The organism is Mycobacterium sp. IDUB_3, from assembly GCF_055419585.1.
The window spans coordinates 4335962-4351956 of the sequence record NZ_JBVAXZ010000001.1 but is presented as its reverse complement, the minus strand read 5'-3'; the positions used below and the strand labels follow the sequence as shown (position 1 = coordinate 4351956).

The window sequence follows — 15995 nt, the reverse complement described above, 5'->3', positions numbered from 1 at the left end:
GCCTAGTGGCGATCGCAAGCGCGGCGGAGCCGGGCGCTGGGGGTCGCCACCATCGGGGCTAGTCGCTGGGATCGGGCAACACGCGCAGATGTCCGCGGCGCCGTCCGGAGCGAGGCTCGGGCGGCGCCACCAGGCTGCTGCTGGGCGCGGTGGCCTGGGATCCGCCGTGATGGATGTGCGCGTCGGCGAAGCCGTTCACCGGCGTCGCCGCGTATGGCGCGCCGCGATCGCCGCCCTCGCGCACCGCGTCGGCCAGGGCGACCAGGTCGTCCTCGTCCGGATGGGTGGGCAGCGGCCCGGCATGGCGCACCAGCTCCCACCCGCGGGGCGCGGTGATCCGGCCGGCATGGTTGACGCACAAATCCCAGGAATGCGGTTCCCGCGCGGTCGCCAGCGGACCGACGACTGCCGTCGAGTCCGAATAGACGAACGTCAGGGTCGCCACGGCGTAGTGCGGGCACCCGGGCCGGCAACAGCGACGGGGAACGTTCACGCTCGAAAGGCTATCGTGCGCAAACGTCGCCGAAGCGCCGGACACGCGCATCTCCCGGGCCCTCGATGTGCAACCGTTACCATCGGCCCAATGAGTGAATCCCGCGGCGATTCGCGCAACTCCCCGAACAGAGATCAATTTTCTGACGGTTCGGCTCCGCGGCGAACCGCGAGCCATCGACTCTTCCGCAGGGGCCGCGATATGCGCGGCCCGCTGTTGCCCCCGACCGTGCCGGGCTGGCGCAGCCGCGCCGAGCGGTTCGACATGGCGGTGCTGGAGGCCTACGAACCCATCGAGCGGAGCTGGCAGGACCGGCTGGCCGAACTGGACGTGGCGGTCGACGAGATTCCGCGCATCTCGGCGAAGGATCCCGAGAGTGTGCAGTGGCCACCCGAGGTGATCGCCGACGGGCCGATCCCGCTGGCGCGGTTGATCCCGGCCGGCGTCGACATCCGCGGCAACTCCACGCGGGCGCGAATTGTGTTGTTCCGCAAGCCAATTGAGCGACGGGCCAAAGACACCGTCGAACTCGGCGACCTGCTCCACGAAATCCTGGTGGCCCAGGTCGCCATCTACCTCGACGTTGAGCCAACGGTCATCGATCCGACGATCGACGACGAATAACTTCTCCTTGCGCGGCGCGCGTTATGCGCTGGAGGCTTAACGCTCAGCGCGCGCTGCGATCGGTGTGCGTCAGATTATGCCGCGCTTGAGGCGGCGGCGCTCGCGTTCGGACAAACCGCCCCAGATACCGAAGCGCTCGTCGTGCTCGAGGGCGTACTCGAGGCACTCATGACGCACCTCGCAACCCAGGCAGATCTTCTTCGCCTCGCGGGTGGAACCACCCTTTTCCGGGAAGAAGGCCTCCGGGTCGGTCTGGGCGCACAGCGCCCGGTCCTGCCACTGGTCGGCGGCCGGCTCCGGCAAGGGCTCGGGCTCGAAAGCGATTGGCGCATCAGGGACCACGGTCAAATGCGGCCGAGCGGGGCGGTCCAGCGCCGGGTCGATGTCGATGTGCGGCGTGCTCGCCATGGCGCTTCGAAAAGTTTCGTAAGACATACGGTCGTCCGCCTCCTCAGCTTGATTGAGAGAGAGAGTGATTGGTTTCCCACTGTTCTGATGTACAGACAATTCGAACAAGTGATCGAATCTCGGTCTGCGACACCGGAGTCGGCCGGCCAACCGGGAAATGACACTGATGTGATTAGACACGGGTTGATCTGCCGGGTCAAGCACTTCGGCGCATTTCCATACCATCTCGTGATCGAATTTCGGCGTTTCTGTTGTTTTGAGCGTTCGGCGTGTCGATCACAGGGCCCTCAACTTTCCCACGAGTCGCCCACATTCGCTGGGGAACCGCAACTTTGAGGCACCCCTGATGGGCCAGTCACAGCACCACCGCAGGGCAGTACTGTCGTGCAATGTGAAGGTCACCGTTCTGGTCGGTGGGGTTGGCGGCGCCCGCTTCCTGCTGGGGGTTCAACAGCTGTTCGGGCTCGGTCAATTTCAGTCGCAACGGCACCCGGGCACCGAGGCCGGCAGTCACGAGCTCACGGCGATCGTCAACATTGGCGATGACGCCTGGATCCACGGACTGCGAGTCTGCCCCGATTTGGACACCTGCATGTACACCTTAGGTGGAGGTGTAGATCCGGAGCGAGGGTGGGGGCACCGCAACGAAACTTGGCACGCCAAAGAGGAATTGGCGCGCTACGGCGTGCAGCCGGACTGGTTCGGACTCGGTGACCGCGACCTGGGCACCCACCTGGTGCGCACCCAGATGCTCAACGCCGGCTACTCCCTGTCGCAGATCACCACCGCGCTGTGCGACCGCTGGCAACCCGGCGCGCGGCTGCTGCCCGCGAGCGACGACCGGTGCGAGACCCACGTGGTGATAACCGATCCCGACGACGGCAGCCGGCGGGCTATCCACTTCCAGGAGTGGTGGGTCCGCTACCGGGCCCAGGTGCCCACCCACAGCTTCGCCTTCGTCGGTGCCGAAAAGGCGGCCGCCACAACTGATGCCACGGCGGCCATCGCGGACGCCGACGTGATCCTGCTGGCGCCGTCGAACCCGGTGGTGAGCGTCGGCGCCATCCTTGCCGTCCCCGGCATTCGCGGCGCGTTGCGCGCGGCGCGCGCACCCATCGTCGGCTACTCGCCCATAATCGGTGGAAAGCCATTGCGCGGCATGGCCGATGCCTGCCTGTCGGTGATCGGGGTCGAGTCGACCGCCGAGGCGGTCGGCCGCCACTACGGCGCGCGCCGCGACACCGGCATCCTGGACGGCTGGCTGGTGAGCGAGGACGACCGCGCCGACATCGACGGCGTCAAGGTGCGCTCGGCGCCGCTGGTGATGACCGACCCGGCGGCGACGGCCGAGATGGTCCGGGCCGGGCTGGACCTCGCCGGGGTGCCGGGGTGACCGCCCGGGGCGAGCACGGCACCGCCGCCGCCATCGAAATCCTGCCCGTCCCCGGGCTGCCCGAGTTCCGGCCCGGCCACGATCTGGGCGCGGCCGTCGCCGCGGCCGCGCCCTGGCTGCGCGACGGCGACGTCGTCGTGGTCACCAGCAAGGCGGTGTCCAAGTGTGAGGGCCGGCTGGTGCCGGCGCCGCGCGATCCCGTGGAGCGCGACGAGCTGAGGCGCAAGCTGGTCGACGACGAAGCCGTCCGGGTGCTCGCCCGCAAGGGCCGAACCCTGATCACCGAGAACCGGATCGGCCTGGTGCAGGCCGCCGCGGGCGTGGACGGATCCAACGTCGATCGTGACGAACTGGCGCTGCTGCCGGTCGACCCGGACGGCAGCGCCGCGGCGCTGCGGGCCGGGCTGCGCGAGCGGCTCGGCGTCGAGGTCGCCGTGGTCATCACCGACACGATGGGCCGCGCGTGGCGCAACGGCCAGACCGACGCGGCCGTGGGCGCGGCGGGTCTGGCTGTGCTGCACGGCTATTCGGGGGCCGTCGACCAGCACGGCAACGAGCTGCTGGTCACCGAGGTCGCGATCGCCGACGAGATCGCCGCGGCCGCCGATCTGGTCAAGGGCAAACTGACCGGGATGCCTGTGGCGGTGGTGCGCGGCCTGTCCGTGACCGACGACGGCTCCACGGCGCGACAGTTGCTGCGGCCGGGCACCGAGGACCTGTTTTGGCTCGGCACCGCCGAGGCCCTGGAGATGGGGCGGCGCGAGGCGCAGCTGCTGCGCCGATCGGTGCGGCGGTTCAGTGCCGAGCCGGTGCCCGCCGACCTGCTGGAGGCCGCCGTCGCCGAGGCGCTGACCGCACCGGCACCGCACCACACCCGCCCGGTGCGGTTCGTCTGGCTGCGTACCCCGGCCACCCGGACCCGGCTGCTGGACCGCATGAAGGACAAGTGGCGCGCCGACCTCGCCGGCGACGGCCGCCCCGCCGACTCCATCGACCGCCGGCTGGCGCGCGGCCAGATCCTCTACGACGCGCCCGAAGTCGTGATCCCGATCCTGGTGCCCGACGGCGCCCACTCCTATCCCGACGCCGCCCGCACCGACGCCGAGCACACCATGTTCACCGTCGCGGTCGGCGCGGCCGTGCAGGCCCTGCTGGTCGCGCTGGCGGTGCGCGGGCTGGGCAGCTGCTGGATCGGCTCGACGATCTTCGCCGCCGACCTGGTGCGCGCCGAGCTCGAACTGGCCGCCGACTGGGAGCCGTTGGGCGCCATCGCCATCGGCTATGCCGCCGAACCGGCCGGGCCGCGCGGTCCGGCGGACCCCGGCGATCTGCTGATCCGCAAGTAATACTGAGCCCATGAAGTTCGCGGGCAAGGCGGCGGCCTCGGCCGACAAGGTCCGCGGCGGCTACTACACCCCCGCGCCGGTGGCCCGATTCCTGGCCGCCTGGGTCCGCGCGGCGGGCCCCAAGATCGTCGAACCCGCCTGCGGCGACGGTGCCATCCTGCGCGAGCTGGCCGGGCTCAGCGACCAGGTGCGGGGCGTCGAGCTGATCGCCGACGAAGCGGCCAAGGCCCGCCGGTTCGCGCCCGTCGACGCCGGGAACCTGTTCGGCTGGCTCGCCACCGCCGAGGCGGGCGGCTGGGACGGGGTCGCCGGCAACCCGCCCTACATCCGGTTCGGCAACTGGTCGTCGCAGCAGCGTGATCCGGCGCTGGACCTGATGCGACGCAAGGGTCTGCGCCCCACCCGGCTGACCAACGCCTGGGTCCCGTTCGTGGTGGCGAGCACCGCGCTGGCACGCGACGGCGGACGGGTCGGACTGGTGCTGCCGGCCGAGCTGCTCCAGGTCACCTACGCCGCGCAGCTGCGCGACTTCCTGCTGAGCCGATTCCGCGAGATCACCCTGCTGACCTTCGAGCGCCTCGTGTTCGACGGCATCCTGCAGGAGGTCGTGTTGTTCTGCGGTGTGGTCGGCACCGGCCCCGCGCGCATCCGCACCGTCCACCTCAGGGACGCCGACGCCCTGGCCGACGCCGACCTGGACGTCGAATCGGCACCGGCGCTGCTGCACGACGACGAGAAGTGGACCAAGTACTTTCTGGACCCCGCCGCGATCCGGCTGCTGCGCGCGCTCAGGAGCTCGGGCAGCCTGACCCGGCTCGGGTCGGTCGCCGAGGTCGACGTCGGCATCGTGACCGGGCGCAACGCCTTCTTCACGTTCACCGACGCCCAGGCCGGCGAGCTGGGGCTGCGGCCGCACTGCGTCCCGCTCGTCTCGCGCAGCGCCCAGCTGTCCGGGCTGGTCTACGACAGCGATTGCCGGGCAAGCGATCTCGCCGCCGGGCAGCGCAGCTGGCTGCTCAACGCGCCGCGCGAACCGGTCGATCCCGAGTTGAGAGCCCACCTGCGCGCCGGCGAGGCGGCCGGGGTGCACCGCGGCTACAAGTGCTCGATTCGCAAGCCGTGGTGGGCCACACCGTCGCTGTGGATGCCCGACCTGTTCCTGCTGCGCCAGATCCACCGGGCGCCGCGGCTGACCGTCAACGCCGCCGCGGCCACGAGCACCGACACCGTGCACCGGGTGCGCCTCACCGCCCGGGTCGAGCCGGCCGCGCTGGCCGCGGCGTTCCACAACAGCGTGACGTTCGCGTTCGCCGAGATCATGGGTCGCAGCTACGGTGGCGGCGTCCTGGAGCTCGAGCCCCGCGAGGCCGAGCGGCTGCCCATTGCGCCGCCGGCATACGCCGATGCCGAGCTCGCCTCCGATGTGGATCTGCTGCTGAAGGCCAACGAGGTCGAGAAGGCCCTCGACGTCGTCGACCGCCGCGTGCTGATCGACGGACTGGGCTTGCCCGCCGAGGCGGTGGCGGACTGCCGCGCGGCGTGGGTGTCGTTGCGGGATCGGCGGAAACGGCGGGGGTCACGGTGAGCGTTCGGGAATCGGCGATCGCCGTGCTGTCGGACTGGCAGCCCGCCGACCCGGCCCAGGATTCGTTGCGGCACGCCGTGCTGGCCTTCGTGCACGCCCGCGCCGATGCGTGCCTGCGCGAGTGTGTGCCCGGCCACGTCACCGCGTCGGCGCTGGTGCTCGACCACACCGGCACACAGGTGCTGCTGACCCTGCATCGCCGCCTGGGCCGCTGGGTGCAGCTGGGCGGCCACTGCGACGATGACGACGCCGAAATCCTCGCGGCGGCGCTGCGCGAGGCCACCGAGGAGTCCGGGATCGACGGGCTGCGCATCGAGCCCCGGTTGGTCGCGGTGCACGTGCATCCGGTCACCTGCTCGCTGGGTGTGCCGACCCGCCATCTGGATCTGCAGTTCGTCGCGCATGCGCCGGCCGGCGCGCGGATCGCGATCAGCGACGAGTCCGAGGACCTGCGATGGTGGCCCGCCGACGCCCTGCCGGACGGGACGGATCACGCGCTGGCCTACCTGGTCGCCCGGGCCACCCGCCTTTAGCTACCCGCCGAGTGTGCGGCTGGGTTCACATTCGACGCCGAGTGTGCGGCTGGGTTCACAGTCGGCCGAATAGGCCGCGCGAGCCTAGACGTCGGACGAGTACCGGATGCCGCCGTCGGGAATCGACACACCGGGCCACACCCGGGCGCCGCGCAACAACTCGCAGCGCGCCCCGATGTCGGCGCCGTCGCCGATCACGCCGTCGCGGATCAGCGCCCGCGGGCCGATGCGCGCGCCGAAGCCGATGATCGAGCGCTCGATCACGCTGCCGGCCTCCACCTTGACGCCGTCGAAGATCACCGCGCCGTCCAGCCGGACGCCCGGACCGATCTCGGCGCCGCGCCCGACGACCGTGCCGCCGACCAGCACCGCGCCCGGCGACACCGCGGCGCCGTCGTGCACCAACTGTTCGCCGCGGTGGCCGTGCAGCGCCGGCGACGGGGCGATGCCACGCACCAGATCCGCCGAGCCGCGGACGAAGTCCTCGGGCGTGCCCATGTCGCGCCAGTAGCTGGCATCGACGTAGCCGCACACCTTCACGCCGGGGTCGGACAGCAGCGCGGGGAACACCTCACGCTCCACCGAGACCTCCCGGCCGCGCGGAATCCGGTCGACCACCTGGCGGGAGAAGACGTAGGTGCCGGCGTTGATCTGGTCGGTCGGCGGGTCCTGCGTCTTCTCCACGAAGGCGGTGACCCGGCCGTTGTCGTCGGTGGTCACGCAGCCGAACGCCCGCGGGTCACCCACCCGCACCAGGTGCAGGGTGACGTCGGATTGCTGGGCGGAGTGGAAGTCGAGCATCTGGCCCAGGTCGGACCCGGAGAGCACGTCGCCGTTGAACACCATCACGGTGTCGTGCCGCAGGTGTCCGGCCACGTTGGCGATGCCGCCGCCGGTGCCCAGCGGGTGCTCCTCGGTAACGTAGTCGATCTGCAGGCCCAGCTTGGAGCCGTCGCCGAACTCCGCCTCGAACACCGCGGCCTGATACGACGTGCTGAGAATGACGTGCTCGATGCCGGCCGCGGCGACCCGGGACAGCAGATGCGTGAGGAACGGCAGCCCGGCGGTGGGCAGCATGGGCTTGGGTGCGGACAGGGTCAGCGGCCGCAACCGGGTGCCCTTGCCGCCGACCAGGATCACCACATCGACTTGCGGAGTTGCCACCTCAGCGTCGCCCTTCTACCAGTTTCCGCCGTCCGGAGGCACGCAGCGCGCTGCGCACCATCAGGCGAGACCGCACCGCCAGCGAGGCGCGCAGGGTCCAGCGCAGCGGAGCGTGCAACCAACCGGAATGCCGGTCGGCCAGAAACATATAAGTGCTCTTGTGGTGGGCGGCCAGGTGGTTGGCCGGATCCCCGCCGGTGGAGTGGCCCTTGTGGTGCAGCACCTCTGCGGACGGAACATAGACGGACAGCCAGCCGGCCTTGCCGAGCCGGTCGCCGAGGTCGACATCCTCCATGTACATGAAGTAGCGCTCGTCGAATCCGCCGATCTGGCCGAACGCCGAGCGGCGCACCAGCAGGCACGACCCCGACAGCCAGCCCACCGCCCGCTCGCTGGGCTCCAGCCGCTCCTGGCGGTATGCCGCCGACCACGGGTTGCTCTTCCAGAACGGCCCGACGACCGCGTGCATGCCGCCGCGGATCAGGCTGGGCAGGTGCCGCGCCGACGGATAGACCGATCCGTCGGGATCGCGGACCAACGGGCCCAGCGCGCCGGCGCGCGGCCAGCGCGACGCGGCGTCCAGCAGTTCGTCGATGCTGCCCGGGCCCCATTGCACGTCGGGGTTGGCCACGATGACCCAGTCGTCGTCGCGGTCCAGTTGGGCGACGGCGCGATTCACGGCGGTGCCATAGCCGAGGTTGGCTCCGGTGTGGAACAGCCGCACGTTGGGATAACGCTCGACGGCGGCCTCGGGGGTGCCGTCGGTGGACCCGTTGTCGGCCAGCAGCACGCACACCTCTCGCTCGGTGGCCAGCGATAGCGAGGCCAGGAAGCGCTCCAGGTGCGGGCCTGGTGAGTAGGTCACCGTCACGACCGGCAGGACGTCAGTCACGCGTAGAGGGTAACGGTCGATCGGACACAACAGCGCCAGCTGCGTTGGTTTCAGAGGCGGCCAGCGCCGCGACAAGCGCAGGGCGCCAAGGCCTCAGGGGCTGCATCCCCGCCGCCACGGACTGGCCGCTGGACAGCGCGGAATAGGCCGGCCGGGGCGCGGGGCGGGGAAAGTGGTCGGTGGTGACCGGTCGCACCCGCTCCGGATCGGCGCCGCACTCCTCGAAGACGGCGCGGGCCTGTTCGAACCGCGAGCAGGCGCCCTCGTTGGCGGCGTGCAGGATCGGGCCGGGCACACCGGAGTCGACGATCTGCAGCAGCGCGGCCGCCAGGTCGCCGACGTAGGTCGGGGAACCGATCTGGTCGTCCACCACGTCCACCGGGCCGTCCCCGGCGGCCAGCCGACGCATGACGGCGACGAAGTCCTTGCCCGTGCCGCCGGTGTAGACCCAGGCGGTGCGGACCACGACCGCCTCTGGCAGTGCCGCGAGCACCGCCCGCTCCCCCGCGACCTTGCTGCGGGCGTACACACCCTGCGGCGCGGTTTGATCGGTGGGCTCGTACGGCCGGGGCGCCGCGCCGCCGAAGTCCCCGTTGAACACGTAGTCGGTGGAGACGTGGATCAGCTGCGCGCCGGCCCGCGCGCAGGCGCGGGCGATCTGCCCGGGTCCGGTTCCGTTGACCGCGAACGCGACGGCCTCGTCGCTCTCGGCGCCGTCGACGTTGGTATAGGCCGCGCAGTTGATCACCACGTCGCCGGGCGCGACGATCCGCTCGGCGGCCGCGGGGTCGGTGATGTCCCACTGCGATGACGTGAGCGCCAGGGCGTCGCGGCCCTGACTTGCCGTTAGCGAGGTCAAATAGCGACCCAACTGCCCACCGGCGCCGGTGATCACGATCCTGCCTGACATGGTTCGAGTTTGGCATGGCCCGAAGACCAGGGGCCAAGCCCGGGGCGCGCGGGGGTTCGCTACCCGTGAAGCTACTGTGTCGCAAGTAATGTAGTGGGATGCCTGTGCAACGTGTGGTTCGTGTGATTGCCACTGTGCTGACGCTCGCGGTCGTCCTCGGCACCGGGATCGCGTGGAGCAATGTCCGGTCTTTCGAAGACGGCATCTTTCACATGTCCGCGCCCTCGCTGGGCAAGGGCGGCGACGACGGCGCGATCGACATCCTGCTGGTGGGGCTGGACAGCCGCACCGATGCGCACGGCAACCCGTTGTCGCGGGAGGAACTGGAGGCGCTGAAGGCCGGCGACGAGGAAGCCACCAATACCGACACGATCATCCTGATCCGCATCCCCAACAACGGGAAGTCGGCCACCGCGATCTCGATCCCGCGCGACTCCTACGTCGCGGCCCCCGGCCTGGGCAAGACCAAGATCAACGGCGTCTACGGCCAGACCCGGGAGGCCAAGCGCACCGCCCTGGTCAAGGCCGGCGCCTCCGCCACCGAGGCGGCGGCCCGGGGCACCGAGGCGGGTCGCGAGGCGCTGATCAAGACCGTCGCCGACCTCACCGGCGTCACCGTCGACCACTACGCCGAGATCGGCCTGCTCGGCTTCTCGCTGATCACCGACGCCCTCGGCGGGGTCGACGTCTGCCTCAAGGAGCCGGTGTTCGAACCGCTGTCGGGCGCCGACTTCCCGGCCGGCCCGCAGCGACTCAGCGGTCCCGAGGCGCTCAGCTTCGTGCGCCAGCGCCACGAGCTGCCGCGCGGCGACCTGGACCGGGTGGTGCGCCAGCAGGTGGTGATGGCCTCGCTGGCCCACCGGGTCATCTCGGGCAAGACGCTGTCCAGCCCCACCACGGTCAGGCGGCTGGAGGCCGCCGTCCAGCGCTCGGTGGTGATCTCCGCCGGTTGGGACGTCATGGATTTCGTGCAGCAGATGCAGAAGCTGGCCGGCGGTAACGTCGCCTTCGCCACCATCCCGGTGCTCGACGGCGCCGGCTGGAGCGACGACGGCATGCAGAGCGTGGTGCGGCTGGACCCGCATCAGGTCGCCGACTGGGTCGGTGGCCTGCTGCACGAGCAGGAACAGGGCAAGACCGAGGAGATCGCCTACACGCCCGCCAAGACCACGGCCAGCGTGGTCAACGACACCGACATCAACGGCCTGGCCTCGGCAGTGTCAGACGTGTTGAGCGCCAAGGGCTTTGCCACAGGTACGGTGGGCAACAACGAGAGCGGGCACGTCAAGGCCAGCCAGGTACGCGCGGCGAACAGCGACGACCTGGGGGCCAAGGAGGTCTCCAAGGAATTGGGTGGGTTGCCGGTGGTCGCCGACACCTCGCTGGCGCCGGGTGCGGTGCGGGTGGTGCTGGCCAACGACTACAGCGGTCCGGGCTCGGGCCTGTCCGGAGACGCGACGATCATGCCCGCCAAGGTGTCCACCGCGGGCGCGGTGGCGGCCGACCCCAAGGTCCCCGCGCCGTCGCCGATCCTGACCGCGGGCTCCGACAAGCCGGAGTGCATCAACTGAGCACGCTGAGCGGGGCCATCCTCGATCCGATGCTGCGGGCCGATCCGGTCGGCCCGCGCATCACCTACTACGACGACGCGACCGGCGAGCGCATCGAACTGTCCGGTGTGACGCTGGCCAACTGGGCCGCCAAGACGGGCAACCTGCTGCGCGACGAGCTGGGCGCCGGACCGGGCAGCCGGGTGGCGATCCTGTTGCCCGCGCACTGGCAGACGGCGGCCGTGCTGTTCGGGGTGTGGTGGATCGGTGCCGAGGCGGTGCTGGCGGGCCCGGCCGATGTGGCCCTGTGCACGGCGCAGCGACTGGACGAGGCGGACGACGCGGTGGCCGGCGGTGAGGTGGCGGTGCTGTCGCTGGATCCGTTCGGTCGCCCGGCACCCGACCTGCCGATCGGCGTGACGGACTACGCGACCGCCGTGCGGGTGCACGGCGATCAGATCGTGCCCGAGCCGAGCCCGGGACCGGCGCTGGGCGGGCGGTCGGTCGAGGAGGTGCTGGCCGACTGCCAAAGCTCCGCGGCCGCACGGGGTTTGACGTCGAGCGACCGGGTACTGTCCGGCGCGTCCTGGTCGGGGCCCGCCGAACTGGTGGACGGCCTGCTGGCGATCATGGCCGTCGGCGGCTCGCTGGTGCAGGTGGCCCACGCCGACCCGGCCGGACAAGAGCGCCGCATCGAGGCCGAAAAAGTCACCAGGGTGCTGTAAGGGGCCCTGGCCGGCCGGCAGAAGCCCCGTCGCAATACATATTGATATCGCTATATTGCGATGTTAACGTCGTGCAAGCATGGGCTTAAACGCTTCATACGATAGGAAGGTTGCGGCAATGGCGGTGTACGGGCTCCTGGCGAAGGCGGCAGGCACGGTGGTCACCGGGTTGGTCGGCGTGACAGCCTACGAGGTGGTGCGCAAGGCCGCGGCGAAGGCGCCCCTGCACGAGACCGCGGTCAAGGGCGCCGAGCTGGGGCTGCGCGGCACCCGCAAGGCCGAGGAGGCCGCCGAGTCGGCGCGCCTCAAGCTCGCCGACGTCATGGCCGAGGCCCGCGAGCGCATCGGCGAGGAGGCGCCCACCCCCTCGATCGCCGACACCCACGACCACGACCACTGATCGAAGCGATATGGACCTCGCCCTAGTCCCCGACATCACAGACGAGGCGCGAACCGAAGACCCCGCGCTGCAAGTCATTTCGGATGCGGCCGGACGCGTGCGGGTCGGCGTCGACTGGGTGCGCGCCAACTCCCGGCGCGCCGTGGCGGTCGAAGAGGCCGTCGCCAAGTGCGAGGGCGTGCGCGTGGTGCACGCCTACCCGCGCACCGGGTCGGTAGTCGTCTGGTACTCGCCGCGGCGCTGCGACCGCTCCGCGGTGCTGGCCGCCATCGGCGAGGCGTTGCACGTCGCCGCCGAGCTGATCCCGGCCCGCGCGCCGCATTCGGAGGAGATCCGCAACGCCGACGTGCTGCGCATGGTCATCGGCGGCGCCGCGCTGGCGCTGCTCGGGGTGCGCCGCTACGTCTTCGCGCGGCCGCCGCTGCTGGGACCCAGCGGCCGGCTGTTCGCCACCGGCGTCACCGTGTTCACCGGCTATCCCTTCCTGCGCGGCGCGGTGCGCTCGTTGCGTTCCGGCAAGGCCGGCACCGACGCGCTGGTGTCGGCGGCGACGGTGGCGAGCCTGGTGCTGCGGGAGAACGTCGTCGCGCTCACCGTGCTGTGGCTGCTCAATATCGGTGAGTACCTTCAGGATCTGACGTTGCGCCGGACCCGCCGCGCCATCTCCGAACTGCTGCGCGGCAGCCAGGACACGGCCTGGATCCGTTTGACGGACGGCCCCGAGGCAGGGACCGAGGTTCAGGTGCCGATCGATACCGTGCAGATCGGCGACGAGGTCGTGGTCCACGACCACGTCGCGATCCCGGTTGACGGCGAGGTGGTCGACGGCGAGGCGATCGTCAACCAGTCCGCGATCACCGGGGAGAATCTGCCGGTCAGCGTGGTGGTCGGCGCGCACGTGCACGCGGGTTCGGTGGTGGTGCGCGGACGCCTGGTGGTGCGCGCTCGCGCCGTCGGCAACCAGACCACCATCGGCCGCATCATCACCCGGGTCGAGGAGGCCCAGCACGACAGAGCGCCGATCCAGACCGTCGGCGAAAACTTCTCCCGCCGTTTCGTTCCCACCTCGTTCATCGTCTCGGCCATCACGCTGGCGGTCACCGGTGACGTCCGACGGGCGATGACCATGCTGCTGATCGCCTGCCCGTGCGCGGTGGGCCTGGCCACCCCGACCGCGATCAGCGCGGCGATCGGAAACGGTGCGCGCCGCGGCATCCTGATCAAGGGCGGCTCGCACCTCGAGCAGGCCGGCCGGGTGGACGCCATCGTGTTCGACAAGACCGGCACGCTGACCGTGGGACGCCCGGTGGTCACCAATATCATTGCGTTGCACAAGGATTGGCAGCCCGAACAGGTGCTGGCGTATGCGGCCAGCTCCGAGATCCACTCCCGGCACCCGCTGGCCGAGGCGGTGATTCGGTCCACCGAGGAACGCCACATCACCATCCCGCCGCACGAGGAGTGCGAGGTCCTGGTGGGCCTGGGCATGCGGACCTGGGCGGACGGCCGAACCCTGCTGCTGGGCAGCCCCGGGCTGCTGCGCGCCGAAAACGTGCGGGTGTCCAAGAAGGCGTCGGAGTGGGTGGACCGGCTGCGCGGCCAGGCCGAGACCCCGCTGCTGCTCGCCGTCGACGGCAAGCTGGTGGGCTTGATCAGCCTGCGCGACGAGGTGCGGCCCGAGGCCTCAGCCGTGCTGAACAAGCTGCGCGCCAACGGTATTCGCCGCATCGTCATGCTCACCGGCGACCACCCCGACATCGCCGAGGTGGTGGCCGGCGAGCTCGGGATCGACGAATGGCGCGCCGAGGTGATGCCGGAGGACAAGCTCGCGGCGGTGCGCGACCTGCAGGACGAGGGCTACACCGTCGGCATGGTCGGCGACGGCATCAACGACGCGCCCGCGCTGGCCGCCGCCGACATCGGGATAGCGATGGGGCTGGCCGGAACAGACGTCGCCGTCGAGACCGCCGACGTGGCGCTGGCCAACGACGACCTGCACCGCCTGCTCGACGTGGGGGACCTGGGTGCCCGCGCGGTCGACGTCATCCGGGAGAACTACGGCATGTCCATCGCCGTCAACGCCGCCGGGCTGATCATCGGCGCGGGCGGTGCGCTGTCTCCCGTGCTGGCCGCGATTTTGCACAACGCGTCGTCGGTGGCGGTGGTGGCCAACAGCTCGCGGCTGATCCGCTACCGGCTGGACGCGCCGCGCGGCGCGGCGAACGGCGAGCGCGCCGGCTGAAAAATCAGCAGCCGCAATCCTCGCCGCGCCAGGCACGCACACCCTGCCAGACCGCGACGCAGGCGATGGCCAGCCCGACGGCCGGGTCGATCCACCACGCGCCGGACCACAGCGCCGTCATCGCGAGGCCGGCCAGCACCCCGGCGGCCTGGGCGGCGCACAGATAGTTCTGCACCCCCTCGGCCGCGGTGGCCCCCGACCCCAACCGGGTGCCCAACCGGTGGTTGGCCCGGCCCAGCACCGGCATCAGCACCAGCGCGAGGGCGGTCAGCCCGATGCCGATCACCGAGGTCTCGGCGTGCGGTCCACCGGCCAGCTCACGGATCGACTCGGCGGCGATGTACGGGGCGGTCAGCCAGAACGACACGGCGACGCCGCGTTGCGCGCGCCGCTCGGCGGTTGCGGAGAACGCGCGCATCCCGCTGAACCGCCACACCACCATGGCGCTGGCCAGTGCCTCCGATGCGCCGCCCAGGGCCCACCCGGTCAGGGCGACCGAGGAGACCGCGAATCCCTGCCACAGCCCGACGACGCCCTCGACGAGCACCACGGCCAGGCTCACCCAGGCCAGCCGCCGCGCCCAGTCGGCGCCGCGCCGCCAGTCGGCGTCGCGCGCGGCGATGCCCCGGCACTCGTGCGTGATGGCAACCGGAGTGGTCATGGCGCGAGGCTAGCCGCGCCGCGGCGGGGACCGCGCCCGCAACGCCCGGCCATGATCGATCTGTGTCGCACCTCGCGCCGGGGCACCGCCCGCTGGTAGTTATTGTGGCTAACCAGTAGATCGGAAGGGATTTCCTCGATGGCGCGCACCGACGACGACACCTGGAACCTGGCGACCAGCGTGGGAGCGACCGCCACCATGGTGGCCGCCGGGCGAGCCCGGGCCACCCGGGACGGGCTCATCGACGATCGGTTCGCCGAGCCGCTGGTGCGCGCGGTCGGCGTCGACTTCATGACCCGGTGGGCCGCCGGCGAGCTCGCCGCCGCCGACGTCGACGAGCCGGACGCTCCGTGGGGCATGCAACGCATGACCGACATGATGGCCGCCCGCACCCGTTACATCGACGCGTTCTTCGCCGAGGCGGGTGCGGCGGGCATCGACCAGGTGGTCATCCTGGCCTCCGGCCTGGACGCGCGTGCCTACCGGCTGCCGTGGGCGCCGGGCACCAGGGTGTTCGAGATCGATCAGCCGCAGGTTTTGGAGTTCAAGGCGGCCACCATCGCCGAGCTCGGCGCCGAACCCACCGCCGAGGTGCGCGACGTTCCGATCGACCTGCGTCACGACTGGCCATCGGCGCTGCGGCAGGCCGGCTTCGACACCGGCCGGCCCGCCGCCTGGGCGGCCGAGGGCCTGATCGGCTTCCTGCCGCCCGAGGCCCAGGATCGGTTGCTGGACAACGTCACCGCCCTGTCCGCCGACGGCAGCCAGCTGGTGGCCGAGATCTTCGCGAACACCGGGATCAGCGGGGACGCGCTGAATGCCGCGAGCGAGAAGTGGCGGCGCAACGGCCTCGACATCGCCTTGGGCGAGCTGGGTTTCCCAGGCGAGCGCAACGATGTGGCGACCTATCTGCAGCAGCTGGGCTGGCAGCCGGTCCGCACTCCCCTGAACCAGATGCTGGCCAACAACGGCCTGCCGCTGCAGTCGACCGACCCCGATGCGCCCTTCGCGCAGAATTACTACTGCACCGCGGTGCTGCACCGGTCAGGTTCTTAGGAAGGCAGGCGCC

At 70.9% G+C, this 15995-nt stretch carries 16 protein-coding genes; 10 read left to right on the top strand and 6 right to left on the bottom strand.

The genetic code is table 11. The annotated features are described in order from the left end of the window. Positions 1-58 precede the first annotated feature (58 nt). Positions 59-493 carry a DUF3499 domain-containing protein gene (locus ACZYVJ_RS20320; RefSeq protein ID WP_463832682.1) on the bottom strand — a complete coding sequence of 145 codons (435 nt, stop codon included), beginning with the start codon at positions 491-493 and terminating at the stop codon, positions 59-61. Positions 494-694: 201 nt separating this feature from the next. Here ACZYVJ_RS20320 and ACZYVJ_RS20315 point away from each other — a divergent pair, with 201 nt between their 5' ends. Next, positions 695-1117 (top strand): metallopeptidase family protein, encoded by a 423-nt coding sequence (locus ACZYVJ_RS20315; RefSeq protein ID WP_463832681.1) that lies wholly within the window; start codon positions 695-697, stop codon positions 1115-1117. A 69-nt stretch (positions 1118-1186) separates the two neighbouring features. On the opposite strand, the gene ACZYVJ_RS20310 is transcribed toward ACZYVJ_RS20315, so the two are convergent. Beyond that, positions 1187-1525, bottom strand: a complete 339-nt coding sequence (locus tag ACZYVJ_RS20310) for a WhiB family transcriptional regulator (protein ID WP_463833076.1) — start codon at positions 1523-1525, stop codon at positions 1187-1189. Between the two features lie 391 nt (positions 1526-1916). On the opposite strand from ACZYVJ_RS20310, the gene cofD reads away from it, so the two are divergent. From cofD to ACZYVJ_RS20290, 4 genes are read left to right on the top strand one after another with little or no spacing between them, the layout of a single operon-like run. Continuing rightward, positions 1917-2918, top strand: coding sequence for a 2-phospho-L-lactate transferase (cofD, locus tag ACZYVJ_RS20305; protein ID WP_463832679.1), 1002 nt, complete (start codon positions 1917-1919; stop codon positions 2916-2918). Continuing rightward, on the top strand, positions 2915-4264 hold the full coding sequence (locus tag ACZYVJ_RS20300; RefSeq protein ID WP_463832678.1) for a coenzyme F420-0:L-glutamate ligase: 1350 nt from the start codon (positions 2915-2917) through the stop codon (positions 4262-4264). Before cofD ends, ACZYVJ_RS20300 begins: the two co-directional genes overlap by 4 nt. Before the next feature lie 10 nt (positions 4265-4274). Continuing rightward, on the top strand, positions 4275-5849 hold the full coding sequence (locus ACZYVJ_RS20295; protein WP_463832677.1) for an Eco57I restriction-modification methylase domain-containing protein: 1575 nt from the start codon (positions 4275-4277) through the stop codon (positions 5847-5849). Next, the gene (locus ACZYVJ_RS20290) at positions 5846-6382 is read left to right on the top strand and encodes an NUDIX hydrolase (protein ID WP_463832676.1); all 537 of its coding nucleotides are present in this window, start codon (positions 5846-5848) and stop codon (positions 6380-6382) included. The genes ACZYVJ_RS20295 and ACZYVJ_RS20290 overlap by 4 nt, the downstream gene beginning before the upstream one ends. A gap of 84 nt (positions 6383-6466) precedes the next feature. On the opposite strand, the gene manB is transcribed toward ACZYVJ_RS20290, so the two are convergent. From manB to rfbD, 3 genes are read right to left on the bottom strand one after another with little or no spacing between them, the layout of a single operon-like run. Next, complete coding sequence (gene manB / locus ACZYVJ_RS20285) at positions 6467-7546, bottom strand: mannose-1-phosphate guanylyltransferase (protein WP_463832675.1); 1080 nt, start codon at positions 7544-7546, stop codon at positions 6467-6469. Position 7547: 1 nt separating this feature from the next. Then, positions 7548-8438 (bottom strand): glycosyltransferase family 2 protein, encoded by an 891-nt coding sequence (locus ACZYVJ_RS20280; RefSeq protein WP_463832674.1) that lies wholly within the window; start codon positions 8436-8438, stop codon positions 7548-7550. Then, positions 8431-9348, bottom strand: coding sequence for a dTDP-4-dehydrorhamnose reductase (gene rfbD, locus ACZYVJ_RS20275; RefSeq protein ID WP_463832673.1), 918 nt, complete (start codon positions 9346-9348; stop codon positions 8431-8433). Before rfbD ends, ACZYVJ_RS20280 begins: the two co-directional genes overlap by 8 nt. A gap of 98 nt (positions 9349-9446) precedes the next feature. On the opposite strand from rfbD, the gene ACZYVJ_RS20270 reads away from it, so the two are divergent. The 4 genes from ACZYVJ_RS20270 (at position 9447) to ctpC (ending at position 14265) form a co-directional block, all read left to right on the top strand. Continuing rightward, the gene (locus tag ACZYVJ_RS20270) at positions 9447-10919 is read left to right on the top strand and encodes an LCP family protein (RefSeq protein WP_463832672.1); all 1473 of its coding nucleotides are present in this window, start codon (positions 9447-9449) and stop codon (positions 10917-10919) included. Beyond that, positions 10907-11623 (top strand): TIGR03089 family protein, encoded by a 717-nt coding sequence (locus ACZYVJ_RS20265; protein ID WP_463832671.1) that lies wholly within the window; start codon positions 10907-10909, stop codon positions 11621-11623. The genes ACZYVJ_RS20270 and ACZYVJ_RS20265 overlap by 13 nt, the downstream gene beginning before the upstream one ends. Before the next feature lie 118 nt (positions 11624-11741). Next, positions 11742-12023 (top strand): DUF1490 family protein, encoded by a 282-nt coding sequence (locus ACZYVJ_RS20260; protein ID WP_463832670.1) that lies wholly within the window; start codon positions 11742-11744, stop codon positions 12021-12023. A gap of 10 nt (positions 12024-12033) precedes the next feature. Continuing rightward, positions 12034-14265: a manganese-exporting P-type ATPase CtpC gene (gene ctpC, locus ACZYVJ_RS20255; protein WP_463832668.1), complete on the top strand. Its 2232-nt coding sequence runs from the start codon at positions 12034-12036 to the stop codon at positions 14263-14265. A 4-nt stretch (positions 14266-14269) separates the two neighbouring features. Here the strand turns inward: ctpC and ACZYVJ_RS20250 are convergent, their stop codons facing one another. Continuing rightward, the gene (locus ACZYVJ_RS20250) at positions 14270-14926 is read right to left on the bottom strand and encodes a cation efflux transmembrane domain-containing protein (protein WP_463832667.1); all 657 of its coding nucleotides are present in this window, start codon (positions 14924-14926) and stop codon (positions 14270-14272) included. A gap of 138 nt (positions 14927-15064) precedes the next feature. Between ACZYVJ_RS20250 and ACZYVJ_RS20245 the strand changes: the two genes are divergently transcribed. Next, positions 15065-15982: a class I SAM-dependent methyltransferase gene (locus ACZYVJ_RS20245; RefSeq protein ID WP_463832666.1), complete on the top strand. Its 918-nt coding sequence runs from the start codon at positions 15065-15067 to the stop codon at positions 15980-15982. The last annotated feature ends 13 nt before the right edge of the window (positions 15983-15995 follow it).

What these genes read in the sequence shown, in the direction of transcription:
- ACZYVJ_RS20315 (WP_463832681.1), top strand. Translation starts at nt 695, where the DNA reads ATGCGCGGCCCGCTGTTGCCCCCGACCGTGCCGGGCTGGCGCAGCCGC.
- ACZYVJ_RS20310 (WP_463833076.1), bottom strand. Translation starts at nt 1,525, where the DNA reads ATGGCGAGCACGCCGCACATCGACATCGACCCGGCGCTGGACCGCCCC.
- ACZYVJ_RS20295 (WP_463832677.1), top strand. Translation starts at nt 4,275, where the DNA reads ATGAAGTTCGCGGGCAAGGCGGCGGCCTCGGCCGACAAGGTCCGCGGC.
- rfbD (WP_463832673.1), bottom strand. Translation starts at nt 9,348, where the DNA reads ATGTCAGGCAGGATCGTGATCACCGGCGCCGGTGGGCAGTTGGGTCGC.
- ACZYVJ_RS20270 (WP_463832672.1), top strand. Translation starts at nt 9,447, where the DNA reads ATGCCTGTGCAACGTGTGGTTCGTGTGATTGCCACTGTGCTGACGCTC.
- ACZYVJ_RS20260 (WP_463832670.1), top strand. Translation starts at nt 11,742, where the DNA reads ATGGCGGTGTACGGGCTCCTGGCGAAGGCGGCAGGCACGGTGGTCACC.
- ctpC (WP_463832668.1), top strand. Translation starts at nt 12,034, where the DNA reads ATGGACCTCGCCCTAGTCCCCGACATCACAGACGAGGCGCGAACCGAA.
- ACZYVJ_RS20250 (WP_463832667.1), bottom strand. Translation starts at nt 14,926, where the DNA reads ATGACCACTCCGGTTGCCATCACGCACGAGTGCCGGGGCATCGCCGCG.
- ACZYVJ_RS20245 (WP_463832666.1), top strand. Translation starts at nt 15,065, where the DNA reads ATGGCGCGCACCGACGACGACACCTGGAACCTGGCGACCAGCGTGGGA.